Origin of the sequence: Streptomyces sp. NBC_01197 (genome assembly GCF_036010505.1) — a bacterium.
Lineage (GTDB): Bacteria > Actinomycetota > Actinomycetes > Streptomycetales > Streptomycetaceae > Streptomyces.
Map to the genome: position 1 here is coordinate 3,899,499 of NZ_CP108569.1, position 21,977 is coordinate 3,921,475.

The following is a 21,977-nucleotide window of genomic DNA, read 5'->3' on the forward strand; positions in this document are numbered from 1 at the left end:
CTCCACGGCTCGACGACTTCCTCACCCACCCCGCCCACCCCGCCCACGGATCAGGAGCCCGGCATGACGGCCACCGCCGCCGAGCACGAGAGCGCCACCACCCGACACCCCCAGCGCTGGGTGATCCTCGGCGTCATCTGTCTCGCCGAGCTCACCGTGCTGCTCGACAACACCGTCCTCAACGTCGCGATCCCCTCACTCACCCGCGATCTGCGCGCGTCCACAGCCGACATCCAGTGGATGATCAACGCGTACTCGCTGGTGCAGTCCGGTCTGCTGCTCACCGCCGGCAGCTCCGCCGACCGGTACGGCCGCAAGAAGATGTTGATTGCGGGCCTCACGCTCTTCGGGGCCGGGTCGCTCGTCGCCGGGCTCGCCCAGTCCACCGGGCAGCTGATCGCAGCCCGCGCTGGCATGGGTATCGGCGGCGCCCTGCTGATGACCACCACCCTCGCCGTCGTCGTCCAGATCTTCGACAACACCGAGCGCGTCAAGGCCATCGGCCTCTGGTCCACGGTCAATTCACTCGGCTTCGCGGCAGGACCGCTCATCGGCGGAGCGCTGCTCGACCACTTCTGGTGGGGCGCCATCTTCCTGGTCAACATCCCGGTGGCAGTCATCGCGCTCGCCGCGGTCGTCGGCCTCGTACCGGAGTCCAAGAACCCGGCCGGTGACCGCCCCGACCTGCTCGGCGCGCTGCTCTCCACGGTGGGCATGACCGCGGTCGTGTACGCGATCATCTCGGGCCCCGCACACGGCTGGGCCTCCACCCATGTCCTCGTCGCGGCCGTCATCGGCATCGTGTTCCTGGCCGGGTTCGTCGCCTGGGAGCTGCACATCCCGTTCCCGATGCTCGACATGCACTTCTTCCGCAACCAGCGCTTCGTCGGCGCCGTCGCCGGGGCGGTCCTCGTCGCCTTCGGCATGGGTGGCTCGCTCTTCCTGCTCACCCAGCACCTCCAGTTCGTCCTCGGGTACGGGCCGTTGGACGCGGGGCTGCGGACCGCGCCCCTGGCCCTCACCATCGTGGTGCTGAACCTCACCGGGGTCTCGGCCAAACTGCTGCCCCGGCTGGGTACGCCCGGCACCATCGCCGCCGGGATGACCGCGCTCGCGGCCGGTCTGGTGGCCATCGCGCTGCTCGGCGGTGACAGCTATCCAGGGATGCTGCTCGGTCTTGTGGTCATGGGCGGGGGTATCGCGTTCGCCATGCCCGCGATGGCCAACGCGATCATGAGCGCGATCCCGCCGGAGAAGGCCGGGGTCGGTGCGGGCGTCAACGGCACCCTGGCCGAATTCGGCAACGGCCTGGGTGTCGCGGTGCTCGGCGCCGTACTCAACTCCCGCTTCGCCGCACTGCTCCCCGCGGCGCTGGGCGCGGCCTCACTGCCGGCTGCTCTCGCCGCCACGGACGGCCCCGGCGAGCGCAGCCGGGTCGCGGATGCTTTTGCCTCAGGTCTGCAGACCAGCCAACTGGTGGGCGCCGCAGCGGTACTTGCGGGCGGGCTGCTCGCCGCTGTGCTCCTCCGGCGTGCCGAGAGGGCAGATGCACCGGGAGCAGCGGCCTAACATCGGTACCGGTACCGGTGGATCCACACGTTCCGGAGGAGGCGCGCCATGGTGACTGCGGCCGACCGCGCGAAGGGTCCCGCGCGGGCCAGTGTCTGGCTGGGCGGAAAGGTGACGCGCCCCCGCAGAACGGATCAGCCGGCCGGGCTCGACCTGGACAAGATCACCGCGGCGACGGTCCGGCTGCTGGACTCCGAGGGCCTCGCGAAGTTCTCCATGCGCCGTCTCGCCGCCGAACTGGGCGTCACTGCGATGTCGGTCTACTGGTACGTGGACACCAAGGACGACCTCCTCGAACTGGCCCTGGACGCGGTGATGGGCGAACTGGTGCTGCCGGGAACGGTGGACGGCACCGAGACGGGCACCGGTACTGAGACGGGCACGGGCACCGCGACAGGCACGGGCACCGACAACGGCACCGAGAGTGGGCCTGGCGGCAGCGAGGTCGGGCCAGACGGAACGGAGGGCGGGACGGAGGGCGGGACGGAGACCGGGTCCGACTGGCGCATTCAGCTGCGTCGCCTCGCCGCCGGATACCGCAGCGTTCTGGTGCGCCACCCCTGGGTCTCCCCGCTCGTCGGCGTATTCCTCAACATCGGCCCGCACGCGCTGAAGTTCGCCGCGGCGTCCCAAGAAGTGATGCGCAGCGCCGATCTGCCGCTGCGCGGTCAGACCGGCGGCCTGGCCGCCGTCTTCCAGTTCGTGTACGGATTCGGCACCGTCGAGGGCCACTTCAGGGACCGCTGTGCGCGGGCCGGGATGACTCAGGACGAGTACCACCAGCACGCCATGGGCGGCATGAGCGAACAGCCCTCCCTGCGCCGGACGTTCGAGCAAGCCCAGGACCTGATGGCGGCGCGCGGCGGTGACACGGTCGAGGAAATGCGGGAGCGCGACTTCGACTTCGCCCTGGACCTGCTGATCGCGGGCATCGAGGCCAAACGCGGGCGATGAGCGGGCAACCGGGGCGAGCCGGGGAGCCGGCCCAGGGAGCGCCCCGAGAAGGCCCCCGAGCCCCCCCCGAGTCGGACCTCCCCGAGGCCGCCGTCAGCTGTCCTCGGCCAGCCGCGCCGGGAAGCCGCCGGTCGCGATCGGGCTCCACCGCTCCGGGGTGATCCGGATGATCGACTTGCCCTGCTTGACCATGGCGGCGCGGTACTCGTCCCAGTCCGGGTGTTCGCCGGAGATGTTGCGGAAGTACTCCACCAGCGGCTCCACCGAGTCCGGTGAGTCGATGACCTCGCCCGCTCCGTCGACCTGGACCCATGGGCCGTTCCACTCGTCCGACAGCACGATGACGCTCACCCGTGCGTCGCGCCGGACATTGCGGGTCTTGGCGCGCTCGGGGTAGGTCGACAGGACGATCCGGCCCGCGTCGTCGACCCCGCAGGTCAGCGGAGAGCCCTGGGGGCGGCCGTCGGAGCGGGTGGTGAGCAGGATCGCCCGGTGCCTGGGGCGTACGAAGTCGAGCAGTTCGGGCAGTTCCACGGGGGTGTTGGTCGCGATGTTGGGTGCCATGGCTGCACGATACGTCGCCCCGCACGGACGGGCCCGGCAGCACACGGGCGCTCCCGGTCACTCCCGGCCACCCGTCCCGGGCAGCGGAACGCCCGGCCCCGCGGCGCGCGCAAGGAGCGGGCGCCGAGGGAGCCGGGCGGGGGCCACGAGGACCGTGCGGTCCGGTGGTTGGCCGGTGCGGCCGGTTACGCGGTCGGGAGCGAGTCGCCCTGGACGGCCTGGATATCCAGCTCGACCTTGAGTGTGGTGCCGATGGCCGAGATGCCCGCCTGGACGACCTGGTTGTAGTTCATCCTGAAGTCCTCGCGGCGCAGTTCGGCCGTCGCGTGGAAGGCCGCGCGCACGCCGCCCCACGGGTCGGGGCCCGTACCCAGGTAGCTCAGGTTCAGGTCGACCTCGCGGGCGACACCGTGCAGCGACAGTTCACCGTGGACCGTCCAGCGGTCCGGTCCGGCGGGGGTGATCCCGGTGCTGCTGTAGGTGATCTGCGGGTAGCTCTCGACGTCCAGGAAGTCCGCGGACTTCAGATGGCCGTCGCGCATTCCGTTGCCCGTGTCGATCGAGGCCGTCGCGATGACGGCCTCGACGCGTGACTTCTCGACGTCCTCGGCGATCTCGATGCGGCCCACGAACTCCGTGAACCGGCCGTGCACGCTGGAGATGCCCAGGTGCTGGGCGACCGCGCCCACCGACGAGTGCGCCGGGTCCAGCGTCCAGGTGCCGGGCGGCGGGAGTTCCACGCCGCCCTGCCTGGCCAGTACCACCGTGCCGACGTCGGCACGGCCGCTCGCCGTGACGAAGGCAGTGGACGCGGCGGGCGCGTAGCCGACGGCCGTCACGATCACGGTGTGCGGGCCGGGGGCCAGGGCCGCGTCGGCGCTCACCGTGCCGTCCTCGTCCACCTGCGCTCGCAGTACCTGGGCACCGGTCATGTCGGTCACGGTCACCACGGCGTGCTGGACCGCCCAGCCGTCGCGCGTCCGTACCTGTGCGCGAAGTCCCATTCCCGTTCTCTCTCCTTCAAAAAAGTGGGCCCCGGGCGGTGGTGGCGGGCCGTCCCCTGCCCGTCACCACCACGTCCGGGGCTTGGAAAGGGCCGGTATGAACAGGCCCCTCCGCGCCCCGCATCCGCTGGGGCAGCCTGGTGACTACTCGCCCGGGTGGGCCAGTTGGATGTCGTGTCCGTCGATGCCGCTTCCCGCGACCGTCAACGAGCCCGCCACCGGCGGGTAACCCGTCGCGATGACCGTGTACTCGCCGGAGTTGAGGTCGGCGAAACCGTAGGCTCCGTCGCTCCCGGTGGTCGCCGTGGCCACCACGTTGCCCGCGGCGTCCACCAGCGTCACCCTGGCGTCGGGCAGCGGGCGCCGGTCGGCTCCACCGCGTACGACACCCTGGACCAGCGAACCGGACTCCAGCGCGACCTCGACACGGGTGACACCTTGGCCGCCGACGTCGACCGGCAGGGCCATCGGCCGGAAGCCGGTCGCGTTCACCGCGACGGTCACCGAACCCGGGATCATCTCGCTGAAGGTGAACTCGCCCTGCGCACCGGACGTGCCGGTGGCCAGCACATCGCCGCGCACATCGGTGACGACGACCATCGCGCCCTCGACGGCCTTGCCGCCGTCGGCGGACTTCACGGATCCGGCGAGACCGCTCGTACCGGAGAGGAGGATGTCGTACGACAGCGCCTCGTCCCCGACGGACACGGTGGAGGCCTGCGGCTGGAAGCCGTCGGCGGACGCGATCAGGACGTACGAGCCGGAGCTCGGCGCGTCCACCGCGTAGCCGCCGTCACCCTGCGCTACCGCGCGGCCCAGCTGGCGCCCGGCCAGCGAGATCAGCGTGACGGCCGCCTGGCCGACCGGTGCGCCCTCGGCGCCCCTGACGACACCGTGGATAGTGATACCTGGGGTGGGGGCGGACTGCATCGGCATCGTCTCCTCAGTGGTCGGGCCACTTCCGTACGGAGTGGCGGGGGCCGGCAGAGAGCCGGCCGGAACGGCGTTGACAGGGACAGTCTCCGCCACCGCTGCCGAAGCGGCTGCGGCGGGTACCTCCTGGTCGGGTGCACCCACGGCGCGAGTACGCAGCGGTACCTCCTTGATGAAGAGCGTCACCAGGAACGCGAGCAGCGCACAGGCGGCGGCGTACAGGAAGACGTTGGCGACGCCGTGGCCGTACGCGCTTTCCATGATGGAGCGCAGTGGCTGCGGCAGGGCACCGATGTCGGGAACCGATCCGTCGCCCATGCCCTTTCCGGCCAGCGCCGCGCCCTTCGGGCCCAGGTCGTGGAGGCCGTCGGTGACGAAGTGGGTGACCCGGTTGGCGAGCACCGCGCCCAGCGCCGAGACGCCGACCGCACCACCGAGGGAGCGGAAGAACGAGACGGTGGAGGACGCCGAACCGAGGTCCTTCTGGGAGACCTGGTTCTGCGTGCAGAGCACCAGGTTCTGCATCATCATTCCGATGCCGAGACCCATCAGGGCCATGAAGACCGCCACGTGCCAGTACGTGGTGTCGTACCGGATGGTGGAGAGCAGGCCGAGCCCGGCGGTCACCAGCACACCACCGCTGACCAGCCAGATCTTCCACTTGCCCGTCCGGGTGATGAACTGCCCCGAGATGGTCGACGAGATGAACAGACCGCCGATCATCGGGATCGTCATCACACCGGACATCGTCGGCGACTTGCCGCGCGCCAGCTGGAAGTACTGGCTGAAGAAGACGGTGCCGGAGAACATCGCGACACCGACGAACAGCGAGCCGATGGAGGCAAGGGTGATCGTCGGGTTGCGGAAGAGCCGCAGCGGGATGATCGGCTCGCTCGCCTTGGACTCGACGAGCATGAAGAGCAGCCCCAGGACGACCGAGCCGCCGACCATGGCGGCCGTCTGCCAGGACATCCAGTCGTACTTGTCACCGGCGAAGGTGATCCAGACCATGAGCAGGGACACCGCGGCGGCGATGAAGAACGCGCCGCCCCAGTCGACCTTGACCTCGCGCTTGATGACGGGAAGCTTCAGGGTCTTCTGCAGAACGATCAGCGCGATGACCGCGAAGGGCACACCGACGTAGAAGCACCAGCGCCAGCCGAGCCAGCTGGTGTCCGTGATCACACCGCCGAGGAGCGGCCCCGCGACGGTCGCGACCGCGAAGGTGGCGCCGAGGTAACCGCTGTACCGGCCCCGCTCACGGGGGGAGATCATCGCGGCCATGACGATCTGCGCGAGGGCGGAGAGACCGCCGACGCCGATGCCCTGGACGACGCGGAAGATGATCAGTGTCGATGAGTTCTGCGAGAGACCGGCCGCGGCCGAGCCCAGGACGTAGATGATCAGTGCTATCTGGACGAGCAGCTTCTTGCTGAACAGGTCGGAGAGCTTGCCCCAGAGCGGGGTGGTCGCCGTCATCGCCAGCAGGGACGCGGTCACGACCCAGGTGTAGGAGGACTGGCTGCCGTGCAGATCGGAGACGATCTTCGGCAGCGCGTTGGTGACGATCGTCGACGACAGGATCGCGACGAACATGCCGAGCAGCAGGCCCGACAGGGCCTCCATGATTTGCCGGTGCGTCATCGGCGCACTGTCAGCCGGGGCGGGATTCCCCCCGTGGGGAGCGTGACCGCCCCCGTGCTTGGCGTGGCCGCCCCGCACACCGGCCGGTGTGGTCGTAGCCATGGAATTCCTCTGTCTCTACTTACGCGCGGTGATACGCGGGTGATACGCGGGTCTGTGCAGATCTACGAAGTCTGTGCAGATCTACGGAGGTCTTTGTGGAGCTATGCAGACCAATGCGGGTCTTTGCAATGGAACGTGAGTATTTATGAGGGTTTACGCGGTTCTGGGTGGTCCTAGGCAGACGCACGGGTCTGCTCGTGGTGTCCGGTCCAGGCCCGGCAGTCGCCGAAGCTGGCGCGCAGGCGATCCAGGAGCGCGTTGAGCTGCCCGACCTCGTCGTCGGACCAGTCGCTGAGAGTGCGAGCGAGAGAGTCGATGTATCGATCGGCGAGGACGCCGAGCATGTCGTTGCCTGCGGGGGTGAGCCGCAGGATGCGGGAGCGCTTGTCGGCGGGGTCCGGGGACCGCTCGATCCAGCCGCGCTCCGCGACGTGGGCCACATGCCGGCTGGTCACCGACATGTCCACGGCGAGCAATTCAGCGAGCCTGCTCATCCGCATCTCGCCGTGCCGGCCCAGCAGGGACAGCGCGGCGGCTGATCCGGTCGGGCATTCAGGCGGGAGTATGCGGGAGAGGCCGCGCTGGACGGCGCCGATGGCACTCAGCTGCCTGGCCAGTTCTTCGTACTGACTCTGCGCTGCCACGGACACCTCCCTGTGGGCTTCCTGTGAACGCTCCATGTTGTTGCTCCAGGCAACATTAAACCCGTTGGTTGCTGCAGGCAAATTAAATGTCGCCAGGAAAAGTAAAGGAACCTTAAAATGTTTGCAAGTGTGAGTTCAGTGAGGTGACGGAAGGGTGTTCGAAAGGTGTCGCCCTTCGCCCGGGGGTTGGGCGGAACCGCAGGGTTCGCTAGGGTCCTGCGTCATGGCACACAACCCCCAAGCGCCCCAAGGCCCCGAGGGCAACCACGACCCCGCGGGCAGCACTCAGATGTTCCGCGCCTTTGTCGACGACGGCGCACCGCAGGGCGCCGCCCGGCCCGCGGCCGCTCCGCAGCAGTCGGGCCCGAGGATCGGCGTGATCGCCGGGGTCATCGCCGTGATCGTGGTGCTGGCCGCCGTCGCGTTCCTCGCGCTGGGCTGACCGTCCCGTTTCCTGCTCCACCGAGACCCCGGCGCGTCCGGAACTCCGGCCGGTGCGGGGCCACTTCAAGCGGAGTGACTCCGGCCGGAGCCGCCAGGGCCACGAGGGCCGCCGAGGTCGGCCGGGCCGCCGGGGTCGCTTGCGCCGGGTCACTTCCAGCTGACGGCGACCTTCTGGGTCTCTATGTGCATCCCCAGCGGCACCCGCCAGTCGTCCACGCACACGGTGTACGTCTTCGACTTGGCCGCACCGGCGGCGAGCGGCCCCGGCACCGGCTGAGTCGACGTCCGGGTCGCCCAGTCCACTCCGAGCCCGCCGATGATGTGCGTCGAGAAAGTGACCGTGCCCGAAGCGACCGGGGAACCACCGGTGTTGCTGAAGCGCACGGTCACTTTCTCGCACCAGCGCTTGTCCGTCGCGGCGCGGTCGAGGGCGCCGACGACCTTGAGTACGGCGGGCCCCGCCGGCGGGGCGGGCGATGTGCTGCCGGAACCGGAACCGCCGTCGGATCCGGAGCCCCCCGAAGAGCCGCGTCCTGAGCCGGACTTGGGCGGAGTGGAGGAGCTGCCTCCGGTATGGCCGGGTGCGCCCGGGGTGGCTGATCCGTCCGATCCGGCCCGCCCGCCCGGTGTCCGCGAGGCGCCTGATGTCGCTGTGCCGCCCGAGGTTCCTGTTCGGGCCGTATCCGGTGGCAGGTTCCCGGGGTTGGCTCCGCCGGGCGCGGAGGAGCCCTGTGCGCCCTCTCCGGCTACGGAGCCACCCGGTCCGGGTGGCTGCTTCCCCGCGCTGTGCCCCGCGGCCGCTCCCGGCCCGTCCAGGGGTGTCAGGGTGACCTTCCCGGAGGGCGGTACGGGTGTGGTGGGCGCCTGCCCGGCGCCCGCTGCGCCGACGGCGGCGTAGCCGTGGTGCGCCGTGCCGCCCGCGCGAGCGGCCACCAGGCCGCCCAGGCAGAGGACCGTTGCGGTGGCGGCGATGGCCGCGTGCTGGCGTCGCATCGCGCCAGTGTGTCTGACGGCCCGTCAATTAGGAAGCCGACGGGGGGTGGAAGAACCGGCGGGGGCCCGTGAACGGCCGAGCCCCGCCTGTTCCTGCCGCCGTTTCCGCCGGCTTGCGCCTACTCCCCGATCAAGCCCTCGCGCAGCTGCGCCAGCGTCCGCGTGAGCAGCCTGGACACATGCATCTGGGAGATGCCGACCTCCTCGCCGATCTGCGACTGGGTCATGTTGGCGAAGAACCGCAGCATGATGATCTGCCGTTCCCGCTGGGGCAGTTTGGCCAGCAGCGGCTTCAGCGACTCCCGGTACTCGACTCCCTCCAGCGCCGTGTCGTCGTAGCCGAGACGGTCCGCCAGGGACCCCTCGCCACCGTCGTCCTCCGGGGAGGGCGAGTCGAGCGAGGACGCGGTGTACGCGTTGCCCACCGCGAGCCCGTCGACCACGTCCTCCTCCGAGACGCCCAGAGCCAGGGCGAGTTCGGGGACGGTCGGTGAACGGTCGAGCTTCTGGGCCAGTTCGTCGCTGGTCTTGGTCAGCGCGAGCCGCAGCTCCTGGAGGCGGCGCGGTACCCGCACCGACCACGAGGTGTCGCGGAAGAAGCGCTTGATCTCGCCGACGATGGTCGGCATCGCGAACGTCGGGAATTCGACGCCGCGTTCGCAGTCGAACCGGTCGATCGCCTTGATCAGGCCGATCGTGCCGACCTGGACGATGTCCTCCATCGGCTCGTTCCGGCTGCGGAACCTGGCCGCCGCGTAACGCACCAGCGGCAGGTTGAGCTCGATCAGCGTGTCCCGTACGTAGGTGCGCTCCGGGCTGTCCGGTTCCTGGGAGGCCAGTATGGCGAGCCGCAGGAAGAGGGAGCGGGACAGAGTGCGGGTGTCGATGGCGCCAGAGCTCGGCAATTCGGAGCTGAGTGTCTCCGGTGCGTCTTTCGTGAGCACCTTCGAGCTGCCCTGTTCTGCGGACATGCCACCCCCTTGAGGTCGCGGACGGTCGCGGCGGACGCTCCCGTCGGAGGAACGCAGCCTCCACCTGAATACCGGAGGGTGGACTGCGGCAAACGCGGTTCCAGCAGAATGTCACATGTCGGCAACACGCTGTAGCGCCAAGTCGACAAATGTGCGCTGGAAAGAGGGGGTGTGGGGCATTTCTGCTTCAGGTGAGGATCACCCGTACCGGTTACGCCTCGATCCGGTTTGCGGATCGGAGCCGCGCGAAGCTTCTGGCCAGCAGTCTTGATACGTGCATCTGGGAGACGCCCAGTTCCTGGCTGATCTGTGACTGCGTCAGATTGCTGTAGTAGCGCAGCATCAGGATCCGCTGCTCCCGCTCCGGCAGCTGGACGAGCAGATGCCGGACCAGGTCGCGGTGTTCGACTCCGGCCAGCGCCGGGTCCTCGTAACCGAGCCGGTCGAGCAGCCCGGGCAGTCCGTCGCCCTCCTGGGCGGCCTCCAGCGACTGCGCGTGGTACGAGCGGCCCGCCTCGATGCAGGACAGGACGTCCTCCTCGCTGATGCGCAGCCGCTCGGCGATCTCCGCCGTCGTGGGGGACCGTCCGTGCATCGTCGTGAGGTCCTCGGTGGCCCCGGTGACCTGCACCCAGAGTTCGTGCAGCCGCCGGGGGACGTGGACGGTCCGTACGTTGTCGCGGAAGTAGCGCTTGATCTCGCCGACGACGGTCGGCATCGCGAAGGTGGGGAACTGCACCCCCCGCTCCGGGTCGAACCGGTCGATGGCGTTGATGAGCCCGATCGTGCCGACCTGGACGACGTCCTCCATCGGCTCGTTGCGACTGCGGAACCGGGCGGCGGCGTACCGGACCAGCGGCAGATTCGCCTCGATCAGCGCCGAGCGCACCCTGGTGTGCTCGGCGCTGCCCGGCTCGACCCCCTTGAGCTTGGCGAACAGCACCTGGGTCAGCGCCCGGGTGTCCGCACCCCGGGTCTTGGCGGCCGGGGTCTCCTCGACCGTGGCCTGAGTGGTCTGGGGCTGACTGCTCCGGGTCTGAGTGGTCTGGGTCTGGCTGCCCGGGGTGTGGCCGGTCTGGGGCTGGGCGGTCGGCGGCTGGTCGGTGTGGGTCTGGTCGGTCTGGGTCTGTGAGGCCGGGGTCTGGCTGTTCTGGGGCAGGGCGGTCTGGGGCGGTACTTCAGGCGCAGTACTGGCCGGCACGGTCACGCCACCCCTTTTTCATCGCCTTTTTGGTCAACTCATCTGTCAAAAGCGGTCATAGCATCACAAGACATGTGCACTGTGTGCAAGCACCTCATAACGTCGTGTTGACGTAAAAAGGGGCGCTAAACCTGCCTGAACGCCAAAAAACTCCCCACCGGAAACGATGGGGAGCCGTACGCCCGAAGGGCTCAAGCAGGACTCAGGGGTGGCGCGGGGATCTACTCAGAAGGGGTAGTCGGCGATCACCCAGGTGGCGAACTCGCTCCACTGCCCGACGGCCGCCTGGTGGGCGGGGTGCTCGATGTAGCGCTTCAGCGCGTCGGCGTCCTGGACAGCCGAGTTGATCGCGAAGTCGTAGGCGATGGGCCGGTCGCTGATGTTCCAGGCGCACTCCCAGAACTCCGCCTCCGGGATCAGCCCGCCGAGCTCCGCGAACGCTTTGGCGCCGGCCACGACCCGGGGTTCGTCACGTGAGACGCCCTCGTTGAGCTTGAAGAGGACCAAGTGGCGGATCAAGGGACACTCCTTACGGAACGGATGTACGGGCTCAGCTCACCAGTTCGGTCATAAACTTGCCGACGCTTTTCGCTGCGTTGGAGACCCCTTCGAACCCTACCTGCACGAGGTCGGCGGACCTGGCCGGCGAAGTGATGATCGTGTACAGCACAAAGACGACTGCTATGTAGAGAATGATCTTCTTCACTGGCACCGTTCGGCCCTGCTTCCCCTGGGGTCCCTGAGCAGTCGCGAGAGTCTAACCGGACGGGGCGCCGGGGGATCAAGGGCCGGTGTGCGCGGGCCTGAGCACGCGTCACCGCTCCACCCGCTCGCGGCACACGGGACGCACCCGCCCGTGACATACGAGCCGCACCCACTCACGGCACGCGGGTCGGATCAGCCCCCGGCATACGGCTCCCCGCCCGGCGCGCACGGTTCCGTCCAGGCGGGAACGTACGCAGTGGGGCCGGACACGGTGGGGTGGTGCGCGATGGGACCGTACGCGGTGGGACCGCGTCGTGGAGCAGAGGAGCCGGGTCCGGGCGGCGACGGTTACTTTCCCGCGCCGACCGGGTCGACGGAGACGGCGGGGCCGGACTGGCTGGCGGGGATGTTGATGGCCTGGGCGATGGTGTGCGCGTGGGTCTCGTTGGGCGGCGTGACCACAAGGCTGGTGAACGTGACACCGGAGCCGCCGGTGTTGTTCGGCGGGTAGTGCAGGGTGAAGCGGGTCTCCTGGCCGGGCGCCACGCTGACATCGTGCGCGGCGAGCTTGCTGCGGGCGGCGCTGATGGTGCCGGTACGGCCCTTGAGGTCCACACCCGGGAAGCCGTGCAGCGTGCAGGTGGCGGCGCCGGTGTTCTTGAGGTTGACGATCAGTTCGCCCTCCGCCATGCCGCCCGAGGTGGTGAACCCCAGGTTCGCGGTCCGGCAGGCGTTGCCCGGGGCATGCGCGGTGCCCGGCGCCGCGCCGGAGCCGGCCTTGTTGGTGACGTTGGTCCCGACCCCGACGGCGGACTCGGACTTGGCCGGGCCGGCCTGGCTCTGGCTGCCTGAACTGTCAGAACTACCGGAATGGTTCGGAGTGCTGGAGCTTGAGCCGACGGGAGCGCTGGAGCTGTCGCTGCCCTTGTCGCAGGCCGTGAGTGAGAGTCCGGCGGCCACGGCGACGAGAGTGAGGACCGAGATCTTCTGGATGCGCATGTGCTTCTCCGTAGGTTCGAGGTTCCCTGCCAGGCAGGCCGTTCTTCCTACTCCGATACGGGTGGCACCGGTCGGGTTCACGGAGGGAGCTGACCAAGACACTCCTGTGACACGGGAGTGGGGCAGCCGTGACACGCGACGGCGATATGACCGGAAACGCTGGGATGCGCCCGTACGGCGAACGTACGGGCGCGGGCCCACGAGGCGCCGATGCCGCTGGTCGGCGCCGTGGCGGCCCCCGAGCCGGCCCGCCTCAGCGCACCGTGATGACGAGCTTGCCCGTGGTGCGGCCCGTCTCTCCCCGGATGTGGGCGCGGGCGCCTTCGGCGAGGGGGAAGGTGCCGGAGACGTGGGCACGGAGCTTGCCCCGGTCGGCGAGTTCGGCGATGGCGCGCATGCCGGCCTGATCGTGCTCAACGAGCAGGTTGACTGCGCGGACCTGTGCCCTCTCCGCCGCGGCCCGGGTGTCATCGGTGCCCGGCAGCAGCGAGACGAGGACGCCGCCGGGGCGGAGCACGCCGACAGAGCGGGTGGCGGTCTCCCCGCCGAGGGAGTCGAGGACGACGTCGTAACGCTCCTCGGTGTCGGTGAAGTCCTCGGAGCGGTGGTCGATGCAGGCGTCCGCGCCCAGGCCACGCAGGAAGTCATGTTTGGGGGCGCTCGCCGTCCCGGTGACGTGGGCGCCGCGCTCCTTGGCGATCTGTACGGCGAGGTGACCGACACCGCCTGCCGCGGCGTGGACCAGCACCCGCTGCCCGGCCCGGAGGCCCGCGGTGTCGACGAGGGCCTGCCAGGCGGTGAGCGCGGCCAGTGGCAGAGCGGCCGCCTGCACGTGGTCGATTCCGGCGGGCTTGGCGGTGAAGGCGCGGGTGGGTCCGGTCACGTACTCGGCGTGGGAGCCGGCCCCGTACGGGTAGGGCAACATGCCGAACACCTCGTCACCGGGCCGGAAGAGGGCGACGCCGAAGCCGGTCTCCACGACGGTGCCGGAGACGTCCCAGCCGAGGGTCAGTGGCGGAGGCGGCAGGAACATGCTCAGGGCGCGGTGCTTGAAGTCGGTGGGGTTGAGTCCGGCCGCGTGCACGGCGACGAGGATCTCCCCGGGGCCGGGCGCGGGGCGCGGAAGCTCGGTCAGCTGCAGGACCTCCGGGCCGCCGAGGACTGTCTGGTGCAGGGCGAGCATCACGGGGGCGTCGCCCGGGGCGGCGGGGCCGGTGGAGTCCGTGGCGGCCGCCGGGTCCGGGGAGTTGAATTTGTCAGGGGTGTCCGTCGAAGTCATGCCTTGATCCTTGCCGTACGGTCCGGCCGGGGCGATGGCAAGAAGGTCATCATCCGATACATTCTTGCCATGCCCGCCGCCCCTGCCGCCCGTCGCGCCCCCGGCGCCTGCGAAACCCCTGCCGCCCGCCCCGCCTCCGCCGCGCCCTCCTGGGCCCGTGACTTCGCCGACCGCGCGGCCGCAATGGACGGCCGGATGAGCCCGGACCTGCGACCCGGCGCTCACAAGGTCGTGGTCCTCGCCCTCGACGGCGTCTATCCCTTCGAACTCGGCATCCCGCACCGGATCCTGGGTTCCGCCGACGGCCGCTACGAGGTGCTGTCCGCGAGCGTGGACGGGCAGCCCGTGCGCACCGACTCGGACCTGACCATCACCCCCGGGCACGGTCCCGAGGTGCTGGCCGAGGCGGACACCGTGGTCATCCCGCCGTACGCGATCTCCCGGGCCTCGGCCACCGCCCCGGACCCGCGGGCCCTCGCCGCCCTGTCCCGCGTCCGCCCCGGCACCCGTCTGGTGTCCATCTGCACCGGCGCCTTCCTGCTGGCGGCCGCCGGTCTCCTGGACGGGCGCCGGGCCACCACCCACTGGGCGCTCACCGACCACTTCCAGGAGCTGTTCCCCCGGGTCGAGTTCGACGCCGGCGTGCTCTTCGTCGACCACGGTGACGTACTGACCGCCGCGGGGGCGGCGAGCGGTGTCGACGTCTGCCTGCACCTGGTGCGCCAGGACCACGGCAGCGAGGTAGCCAACCAGGTCGCCCGTTGCTGCGTCGTGCCGCCGTACCGGGACGGCGGGCAGGCCCAGTACATCGAGCGGCCGCTGCCGCCGACGAGCGGAACCGGTACCGGGCCGACCCGCGACTGGGCGCTGCGGCGACTGGACCTGCCGCTGTCGCTGGACGAGCTGGCCGCGCACGCGGCGATGAGTACCCGTACCTTCGCCCGGCGCTTCCGGGAGGAGACAGGTCTGAGCCCCGTCCGCTGGCTGACCCAGCAGCGGCTGCGGCGGGCGCGGCACCTGCTGGAGTCCAGCGACCTCCCGGTGGAACGGGTAGCCCACGAGGTCGGCTTCGCCACCGCCACCTCGCTGCGGCGGCACTTGGCGGCGGAGGCCGGGGTCGCCCCGTCGGCGTACCGGCGCACCTTCCGCGCCTCGCGCCCATAGACGGGACGCCGACCGGGCCACGGGGCCGCACGCAAAACACCCCCCTGACTGCGTTTCCGCAGATCAGGAGGGTGTGAGAGCGGTAGCGGAGGGATTTGAACCCTCGGTGAGTTTCCCCACACTCGCTTTCGAGGCGAGCTCCTTCGGCCGCTCGGACACGCTACCGAGAGAGAGCTTAGCCCAAGGTCGGCCGTGGTCAGAAATCGGCCTTCGGGAAGGGGGCAGGAGGGGCCGCTAGCGGTCGCGGAAGAAGGACGTCAGCTGGTCCGCGCACGCGTCCGCGAGCACCCCGACGACTACTTCGGGGCGGTGGTTGAGCCTGCGGTCCCGTACGACGTCCCAGAGTGAGCCCGCCGCTCCGGCCTTCTCGTCGAGTGCGCCGAAGACGACCCGGTCCACCCGCGACTGGACGATCGCGCCCGCACACATGGTGCAGGGTTCCAGCGTGACGACGAGCGTGCAGCCGGTCAGCCGCCACTCGCCGAGCGACGCCGCGGCCCGGCGGACCGCCAGGATCTCGGCGTGTGCCGTCGGGTCGCCCGTCGCCTCGCGTTCGTTGTGGCCCGCCGCGAGCGGCGTGCCGTCCGGGGCCAGCACGACGGCGCCGACCGGCACATCGCCGGCCACCGCCGCCTGCGCGGCCTCGGCCAGGGCCAGTCGCATCGGCGCGGCCCAGGGATCACGTAGGGGATCGGTCATCTGCTCGTCTGTTCGATGGTGTGCCCGATGACGGTGTACCGGCACCGGTGGGTCCGGCTGTCGGGCACCTGGGGTGGGGGCGGCCGGGTACTGGGTACGTCAGCCGGGCACCTGGGGTAGGTCAGCGGACGGTTTCCAGGACCTCGGCGGCGCCCAGTGCGTCGGCGATGTCTGCCAGTGCGTCGGGGCCGAGTGTCAGGAGCTCCTTCTCCGTCACGCCGAGGTCGGCGAGGATCGTGATGTCCCCGAGCGGTCCCGGCGGTACGGCTTCGCTCTCGTCGGCCGGGTCGTCCCCGTCCTCCTCCAGCTCACCGTCCTCCGTACCGTCGAGATCGACAAGTTCTTCCAGGGCGTCCGGGTCCTGCGGGTCCCGGCCCATCAGCTCGTCGGTGAGCAGGATCTCTCCGTACGAGGAACGGCTTGCGGCTGCGGCGTCCGAGACGTAGATCCGTGGATCGTCCTCGCCGTCGACCCGGACGACGCCGAACCAGGCGCCCTCCTGTTCGATGAAGACGAGGACGGTGTCCTCGTCCCCGGAGACTTCCCGGGCGAGATCGGTCAGATCACTGAGGGTTTCCACATCGTCGAGCTCCGTGTCGCTCGCTTCCCACCCGTCTTCGGTGCGCGCGAGCAGTGCGGCGAAGTACACCGTGACTCTCCCACTGGTCTTAGGGGTGCCAATCGAAAGGGGCGCTGTGCGCCGCCCAGTGGGAATCGTGGCAGAAACATGGCGTTCGCGAGAGGTCTTCGGGCTCAGGTCTGCGTGTTGCTTCCGGGAGCCGGTAAAACATTGGTACGCCGCTACCAGCGGAACGTACGCATTCGCATGGCATGTCGCAGCCTGGCGACCTTGGCGCGCCTGGGCTGCACGCGGTCGCGCAACTCCTTGGCCTCGTTCAGCTCACGGAGAAACCGCGCACGGCGCCGCCGCCGGTCGGCGGCGCTCTCCTGGTCGCCGGCCTCGCCCGCGCCGCCGGGCCCGCTCCGTGCGCCCGGCTCATGCGCGGGCGCACTCTGCTGCTCGTACGCGGGCCCGTTCTCCGGCCGGTTCTCCGCCTCGTAAGCGGATCGGCCCGCCGGCTTCTCGCCGGCCTTGCTGCGGGCCGCGTTCGCGGGCTCGGACTCGGGCATCGGCCACACCACCTCCGTACCGGCCCGCCTTCCCTCCGACGGGCGGGTTGATGCCAGCGCGGGCCGGTCCGGGGCCCGGTTACCGTTGTCGTATGCGTATCCACGTCGTCGACCACCCGCTGGTGGCGCACAAACTCACCACGCTGCGCGACAAGCGCACCGACTCCGCCACCTTCCGGCGCCTCGCCGACGAGCTGGTCACCCTGCTCGCGTACGAGGCCACGCGCGATGTGCGCACCGAGCAGGTCGACATCGAGACCCCGGTGACGGCGACCACCGGCGTGCGGCTGTCGTACCCCCGGCCCCTGGTCGTGCCGATCCTGCGGGCGGGGCTCGGCATGCTCGAAGGAATGGTGCGGCTGCTGCCGACCGCCGAAGTGGGCTTCCTGGGCATGGTCCGTGACGAGGAGACGCTGAAGGCGTCCACCTACGCGTCACGGATGCCCGACGACCTCTCGGGGCGTCAGGTGTACGTCCTGGACCCGATGCTGGCCACCGGCGGCACACTGGTCGCCGCGATCCGCGAGCTGATCGCGCGCGGCGCCGACGACGTCACGGCCGTCGTGCTCCTCGCCGCGCCCGAGGGTGTCGAGGTCATGGAGAGCGAACTGGCGGGCACGCCGGTCACGGTGGTCACCGCCTCCGTCGACGAGCGGCTCAACGAGCAGGGTTACATCGTGCCGGGGCTCGGCGACGCGGGCGACCGGATGTACGGGTCTGCCGAGTAGCAGCGTCGCGCGCCGGGGCTACGGGTCCGGTGCTCCGGGTCCGGGGCTCCGGATTCGGTCCTGGCCCGGGCCTGGCCCCGACTCCGGCTTCGGGGCGGGGGCGGGGTGAGGCACTAGTTCACGGCGTCAGCACTTCCCGGCCGGCGTCGGCTGGGGGTGGGCCAGTACGGTCAGCGCCTTGGCGGCGTCCTGCTTCGTGTCCAGGGCCTTGAAGCCGGTGCCGATGATCAGGTCGACGTCGCCGGTCTTCCGGGTGTCGGTCTTCTGCGTGGCGCCCTTGACCTGCGTACCGAGTACGGAGAACGACGCGTCCGGGGTCCTGGCCGACCCCAGCAGCAGCGCGGTGCCGGGGACCTTCTTGTCGAAGGCGGCGGGGGCGTTGCCCACCTTGCCGATGGTGAAGCCGCGCTTCTTGAGCTCGTCGGCGGTGGACTTGGCCAGCCCGCCGCGCGGGGTCGCGTTGTAGACGTTGACCTTGATCGTCGCGGGCTTCGGCAGTGCCTTCGGCGGCGCGGTGGAGGCGGCCGAGGCGCCGGCTTTGCAGTCGTGCTGCTGGCCCGCGGCCGACGCCTTGTGGGAGCCGCCGGTGAAGAGGTGGATGAGCTGCAGCGATCCCCAGCCGACCAGGCCGAGGGCGACGACTGCGGCCACGATCCCGAAAACGAGTCGGCCACGCCGTCGGGGGCGGTGCATCCTCGGGTACTTGTCGCCCGTGATGCGGTACTTTCCGCCCATGCCGGGGGGTGTGAGCATGCTCATGAGCGCAGCGTAGTGCGGCCGGGCAGCGATGCGAACTGAACGATCATCTGATGACCGCCGGATGGGCGAAAATGGCCCCAAAAGGACCAGTAAACGGCTCTGGCCAGGGTGGATTCCCGGCCCCCGCCGAGGGTTGTGCGTCGGCGGGGTTGTGAGTCGGCGGGAGCCATCGGCTGCCGGAGTCTGCGCACCGTCAGAGGGCCAGGTCCCGAGGGGCTGGTCCCGCAGGCTTGGCCCCGGAGGGCCTGGCCCCGCTCGTCTGTGAGTCGTCAGCCCATGTCGAGAACGCGCGCGTGCAGGACCTGCCGCTGCTGGAGTGCGGCTCGTACCGCCCGGTGCAGTCCGTCCTCCAGATAGAGGTCGCCCTGCCACTTCACTACGTGCGCGAAGAGATCCCCGTAGAACGTGGAGTCCTCCGCGAGCAGCGTTTCCAGGTCCAGCTGGCCCTTGGTGGTCACGAGCTGGTCCAGCCGGACCGGGCGCGGCGCTACATCCGCCCACTGGCGGGTGGATTCCCTGCCGTGGTCGGGGTACGGGCGTCCGCTTCCGATGCGCTTGAAGATCACACGGAAAGCCTACCGGGGAAGCGCCTCCGGGCGCAGCCACGGTGGGGCGGCGGCATCGCGGCCCAAAGCTCTTATCTGGTGACATATCGGGAGTGAATCGGGAGTGAACCAGGATCGGAACCACTCCCTCCGGTGACCCTGTGGCCAAGATTGCGGATGGGCACCTTGCCTTCACTGTTCCTGCACTTGGTGCACTCAGTCCGGGAGGCGCTGGCCGACCGTTCCGTGACGGCTCTCAGGCGGCCGGGTGTGCGCGCGGTGCGGGCTCCCAGGGGGCTGGTGCGTGCGCGGTGCGGGCCTTTCGTGGCCGGCGCTTGCGGTGCGCGGTGCGGACGCCCGATGCGCGGTGCCCGTGTGCCGTGTCAGGGAACGCACGTCGGATGCGTACGTCCCCACGGCGTCGGCCATGACGGCGATGTTGATGCCGAACGCCTTCATGTTGATGTTCTTCAGGGTGTCGCACGCCAGGTGATAGCAGGCGTCGAGCGCGACTCCCGCCTTCCCGCCGAACTTCCTGGCCTGTGCGGCGGTCTTGATCTCCTCCGCGCCGGTGAAGGTGCCGCCCGAGGGGATGCCCGCAGCGATGAACGGGCCGTAGTCGGAACGGCCGTCGAAGTCCGTGCCCTCATGCGGCACATGTCTGCGGTCCAGAAAGCCGGTGATCCCCTTCTCCAGCGGACCGGACCCTGCCGGACCCGGCCCGGCGCCCTTGGTATCCGAGTCGTCGCCGTCGTAGACGAGCTGGGCGTAGTTCGGTGAGGCGATCATGTCGAAGTTCAGGTAGAGGGCGAGCTGTTTCCGCTGCGGGGCGGTGAGGCTCTTGACGTACGCCTCGGAGCCGCGCAGCCCCAGCTCCTCCGCCGACCACCACGCGAACCGCACCTTGTTTGCGGGCTGACGGCGGGTGCCGGCGAGCTGCTGGGCGACCTCGATGAGGCCGGCCGAGCCGGAACCGTCGTCGTTGATGCCGGGTCCGGCCGTGACCGAGTCCAGGTGGGCGCCGAGCATCACGGTGTGGGCCGGGTCGCCGCCCCTGGTCTCGGCGATGACGTTGCGGGTGGTGCGCCGCTCCTGAAGCTGACGGATCTCCAGTGAGACGGTCACCGCTTTGGTGTTGGGGGTGGTGTCGGGGTTTGGGCTGGGGCCGTGGTTGGGCTTGGGATTGGTGTGCGGTCGGGCAGCGGCGCGGTTCGCTTGGGCTGCCAGCGCTGCGCCGTCGGCCTGAGAGATGGCGCCGGTGGGGATCTTCACGCCCTTGGGGGAATCGAGGGTGCCTGACAGCGTGCCCACGGTGTTGTTGGAGATGAGCGCCGCCACCGCACCCGCACCGGCCGCCGCCTTCTGCTTCTGGGTGAACGTGCAGCCGCCACGGCGGATCAGCGCGATCTTGCCGGTGAACGCCCCCGCGGCGTAGTCGGCCGGCTCGCACCCCGTGGTGGTGTCCACCGGTACGACGGCGAGTGCGGCCGTGGTCCCGCCCGCCGGGGTGGACCTGGTGTACGAGAGCGCCGAGACCGCAAGTTCGCGCGGGGCGGGCGTGACGACGGCCAGTTTCTCGGCCCGGGTCTCGATGTAGGTGATGGGGAAGGGCTGGTACGAGACCCGGTAGCCGGCCTTCCGCAGGGTGTCGTGGACGTACTGGGCCGACGCGTCGTGGCCGGGCGTCCCGGCGGCGCGCGTGGAGTGGTGTGCGTCGGCGAGCGACTGGAACTTCAGCAGCTGCCGGTAGGCGCCCCGCGCGGACGACGCCCGTACCAGCTCCCGGGACAGCTGTGCGGCTTGCCTTGCCGGATCGGGGCGTACGGGGTGCGGGGCCGCGGTGGCGGGCGCGGCTGTCGAGGCCAGAGCCAGAGGGGCCAGGGCCAGGGAGGCCAGGGCCAGGGAGGCCAGGGCTGCGGAGGCGGCGATGGCGCCGGCGGTGCGGTGTGTTGCGCTGATGCGTGTCGTGGTCACCCGGGATCTTTTCCGCGCGACCGCGCACCACGAACGCCGGTGTGGCGTTCGGGTGCCGGTAGAGGGGGCTTCAGCGCACGGCGGGCAGCCCGGCGGCCAGCGCGGTCAGGGTGCGCCGCAACGTCGGGAGCAGTGCGGGGCGGACGGCTGCGAGTTGTGGCTCCTGGGCGTACAGCTCGGCCAGTACGGGCGACGGGGTGGCCATCGGGTAGAGGGTGCCGGCGAGAGCACCGGCGGTCGACACCAGGTCGGTGCACTCGTGTTCGGTCAGCCCGGGGCGGGCTCGCGCGATCTGGGCGCTGAGCGAGGAGATGGCGGCGAGCACGGTGTGCTTGAAGGTACGAGCTGCTTCGAGCGAGATGTTGTGTTCCAGGATCGTCGCGGTCTGGCTGAGAAGATCGCAGAAGAGCGGCCGTTCGGCGAGGCTCTCGGCGAGCGCGCCGATGGCCTCCTCACCCGCGTCCAGCCGCGCGACCACCTCATTCCGCCATTCCTGCCAGTCCTCTGCAGCGAGCACCAGGAAGATCTCTTCGCGGGTCCCGAAATACCGGATGACATTGGACTTGGCGAGCCCCACGGCGTCGGCGACGCTGCCCAGGGTTACCCGCCGTACCCCGTGTTCCAGTGCAAGACGGCGGGCGGCCGCGAGAATGCTCTCGCGCCGCTGCTGCTTCTGCTCCGGTCTGCGGGCCCGGAGGAAACTCTCTGATGGCATGACTCGGTCAGCATACGAGAGCGGGAAAGCGGTCGCCCTCTCTTCATACCGAAACGGCGGTCTGTTAGTACTTACCGGTCTGTTGGCGTCGCGGCAGTGGACTCATTCGGCGCGCGTCAGGATTTCGCAGTCGCTGATTTCTCGTCGCTCGCAGTGATTTCACACGGCAGGTATGGGGGATGCCGGTCCATTCGGTAGATGTATGCAGCTATTTCCTGGCTCTGTCTGTTTCTGCACGGGTGATTCCCCTCCATCA

The 21,977-nt window shown here is 69.9% G+C and carries 23 protein-coding genes and 1 tRNA gene; 5 read left to right on the forward strand and 19 right to left on the reverse strand.

The window, feature by feature from the left end; genetic code table 11:
- The first annotated feature begins 63 nt into the window (after nt 1-63).
- Nucleotides 64-1,569 (forward strand): MFS transporter, encoded by a 1,506-nt coding sequence (locus OG452_RS17740; protein WP_327296565.1) that lies wholly within the window; start codon nt 64-66, stop codon nt 1,567-1,569.
- A 48-nt stretch (nt 1,570-1,617) separates the two neighbouring features.
- Nucleotides 1,618-2,523, forward strand: coding sequence for a TetR/AcrR family transcriptional regulator (locus tag OG452_RS17745; RefSeq protein ID WP_327296566.1), 906 nt, complete (start codon nt 1,618-1,620; stop codon nt 2,521-2,523).
- 93 nt (nt 2,524-2,616) lie between these two features.
- On the opposite strand, the gene OG452_RS17750 is transcribed toward OG452_RS17745, so the two are convergent.
- From OG452_RS17750 to OG452_RS17765, 4 genes are all read right to left on the reverse strand, one after another.
- Nucleotides 2,617-3,087 (reverse strand): PPOX class F420-dependent oxidoreductase, encoded by a 471-nt coding sequence (locus tag OG452_RS17750; RefSeq protein ID WP_266855329.1) that lies wholly within the window; start codon nt 3,085-3,087, stop codon nt 2,617-2,619.
- 185 nt (nt 3,088-3,272) lie between these two features.
- On the reverse strand, nt 3,273-4,091 hold the full coding sequence (locus OG452_RS17755) for a YceI family protein (RefSeq protein WP_327296567.1): 819 nt from the start codon (nt 4,089-4,091) through the stop codon (nt 3,273-3,275).
- A gap of 144 nt (nt 4,092-4,235) precedes the next feature.
- Nucleotides 4,236-6,770 carry an MFS transporter gene (locus OG452_RS17760; RefSeq protein WP_327296568.1) on the reverse strand — a complete coding sequence of 845 codons (2,535 nt, stop codon included), beginning with the start codon at nt 6,768-6,770 and terminating at the stop codon, nt 4,236-4,238.
- 173 nt (nt 6,771-6,943) lie between these two features.
- Complete coding sequence (locus tag OG452_RS17765; RefSeq protein ID WP_327296569.1) at nt 6,944-7,414, reverse strand: MarR family winged helix-turn-helix transcriptional regulator; 471 nt, start codon at nt 7,412-7,414, stop codon at nt 6,944-6,946.
- Between the two features lie 223 nt (nt 7,415-7,637).
- On the opposite strand from OG452_RS17765, the gene OG452_RS17770 reads away from it, so the two are divergent.
- Nucleotides 7,638-7,856 (forward strand): hypothetical protein, encoded by a 219-nt coding sequence (locus tag OG452_RS17770; protein ID WP_327296570.1) that lies wholly within the window; start codon nt 7,638-7,640, stop codon nt 7,854-7,856.
- Between the two features lie 149 nt (nt 7,857-8,005).
- Here the strand turns inward: OG452_RS17770 and OG452_RS17775 are convergent, their stop codons facing one another.
- The 7 genes from OG452_RS17775 to OG452_RS17805 all read right to left on the reverse strand — a co-directional run bounded on the left by OG452_RS17775 (nt 8,006) and on the right by OG452_RS17805 (nt 14,006).
- Nucleotides 8,006-8,851: a hypothetical protein gene (locus tag OG452_RS17775; protein ID WP_327296571.1), complete on the reverse strand. Its 846-nt coding sequence runs from the start codon at nt 8,849-8,851 to the stop codon at nt 8,006-8,008.
- A 119-nt stretch (nt 8,852-8,970) separates the two neighbouring features.
- A complete protein-coding gene (locus OG452_RS17780) occupies nt 8,971-9,822 on the reverse strand; it encodes an RNA polymerase sigma factor SigF (RefSeq protein WP_327296572.1) in 852 nt (283 codons plus the stop codon).
- 211 nt (nt 9,823-10,033) lie between these two features.
- Nucleotides 10,034-11,023 carry a SigB/SigF/SigG family RNA polymerase sigma factor gene (locus OG452_RS17785; protein WP_405561872.1) on the reverse strand — a complete coding sequence of 330 codons (990 nt, stop codon included), beginning with the start codon at nt 11,021-11,023 and terminating at the stop codon, nt 10,034-10,036.
- Between the two features lie 225 nt (nt 11,024-11,248).
- Nucleotides 11,249-11,542: a Dabb family protein gene (locus OG452_RS17790; RefSeq protein WP_327296574.1), complete on the reverse strand. Its 294-nt coding sequence runs from the start codon at nt 11,540-11,542 to the stop codon at nt 11,249-11,251.
- A gap of 31 nt (nt 11,543-11,573) precedes the next feature.
- Nucleotides 11,574-11,729, reverse strand: a complete 156-nt coding sequence (locus tag OG452_RS17795) for a hypothetical protein (RefSeq protein WP_327299892.1) — start codon at nt 11,727-11,729, stop codon at nt 11,574-11,576.
- Between the two features lie 347 nt (nt 11,730-12,076).
- Entirely contained in the window at nt 12,077-12,727 is a 651-nt protein-coding gene (locus OG452_RS17800) for a DUF4232 domain-containing protein (protein ID WP_327296575.1), read from the reverse strand.
- Nucleotides 12,728-12,980: 253 nt separating this feature from the next.
- On the reverse strand, nt 12,981-14,006 hold the full coding sequence (locus OG452_RS17805; RefSeq protein WP_442810041.1) for an NADP-dependent oxidoreductase: 1,026 nt from the start codon (nt 14,004-14,006) through the stop codon (nt 12,981-12,983).
- A 69-nt stretch (nt 14,007-14,075) separates the two neighbouring features.
- Here OG452_RS17805 and OG452_RS17810 point away from each other — a divergent pair, with 69 nt between their 5' ends.
- A complete protein-coding gene (locus tag OG452_RS17810; protein WP_327296576.1) occupies nt 14,076-15,170 on the forward strand; it encodes a GlxA family transcriptional regulator in 1,095 nt (364 codons plus the stop codon).
- A gap of 80 nt (nt 15,171-15,250) precedes the next feature.
- Here the strand turns inward: OG452_RS17810 and OG452_RS17815 are convergent.
- The 4 genes from OG452_RS17815 to OG452_RS17830 form a co-directional block, all read right to left on the reverse strand.
- Nucleotides 15,251-15,335 (reverse strand) — tRNA-Ser (locus OG452_RS17815).
- Nucleotides 15,336-15,404: 69 nt separating this feature from the next.
- Complete coding sequence (tadA, locus tag OG452_RS17820; RefSeq protein WP_327296577.1) at nt 15,405-15,869, reverse strand: tRNA adenosine(34) deaminase TadA; 465 nt, start codon at nt 15,867-15,869, stop codon at nt 15,405-15,407.
- Nucleotides 15,870-15,990: 121 nt separating this feature from the next.
- Entirely contained in the window at nt 15,991-16,518 is a 528-nt protein-coding gene (locus tag OG452_RS17825; protein ID WP_327296578.1) for a tRNA adenosine deaminase-associated protein, read from the reverse strand.
- A gap of 152 nt (nt 16,519-16,670) precedes the next feature.
- Nucleotides 16,671-17,000 (reverse strand): hypothetical protein, encoded by a 330-nt coding sequence (locus tag OG452_RS17830; RefSeq protein WP_327296579.1) that lies wholly within the window; start codon nt 16,998-17,000, stop codon nt 16,671-16,673.
- A gap of 92 nt (nt 17,001-17,092) precedes the next feature.
- Here OG452_RS17830 and upp point away from each other — a divergent pair, with 92 nt between their 5' ends.
- Nucleotides 17,093-17,728 (forward strand): uracil phosphoribosyltransferase, encoded by a 636-nt coding sequence (upp, locus tag OG452_RS17835; protein ID WP_327296580.1) that lies wholly within the window; start codon nt 17,093-17,095, stop codon nt 17,726-17,728.
- Nucleotides 17,729-17,854: 126 nt separating this feature from the next.
- Here the strand turns inward: upp and OG452_RS17840 are convergent, their stop codons facing one another.
- From OG452_RS17840 to OG452_RS17855, 4 genes are all read right to left on the reverse strand, one after another.
- Nucleotides 17,855-18,487: a LytR C-terminal domain-containing protein gene (locus tag OG452_RS17840; protein WP_327296581.1), complete on the reverse strand. Its 633-nt coding sequence runs from the start codon at nt 18,485-18,487 to the stop codon at nt 17,855-17,857.
- Nucleotides 18,488-18,756: 269 nt separating this feature from the next.
- Nucleotides 18,757-19,053: a type II toxin-antitoxin system VapB family antitoxin gene (locus OG452_RS17845; RefSeq protein ID WP_164262735.1), complete on the reverse strand. Its 297-nt coding sequence runs from the start codon at nt 19,051-19,053 to the stop codon at nt 18,757-18,759.
- Nucleotides 19,054-19,248: 195 nt separating this feature from the next.
- A complete protein-coding gene (locus tag OG452_RS17850; RefSeq protein ID WP_327299676.1) occupies nt 19,249-20,991 on the reverse strand; it encodes a M28 family metallopeptidase in 1,743 nt (580 codons plus the stop codon).
- Between the two features lie 85 nt (nt 20,992-21,076).
- Nucleotides 21,077-21,721, reverse strand: a complete 645-nt coding sequence (locus tag OG452_RS17855) for a TetR/AcrR family transcriptional regulator (RefSeq protein ID WP_327296582.1) — start codon at nt 21,719-21,721, stop codon at nt 21,077-21,079.
- Nucleotides 21,722-21,977 lie beyond the last annotated feature (256 nt).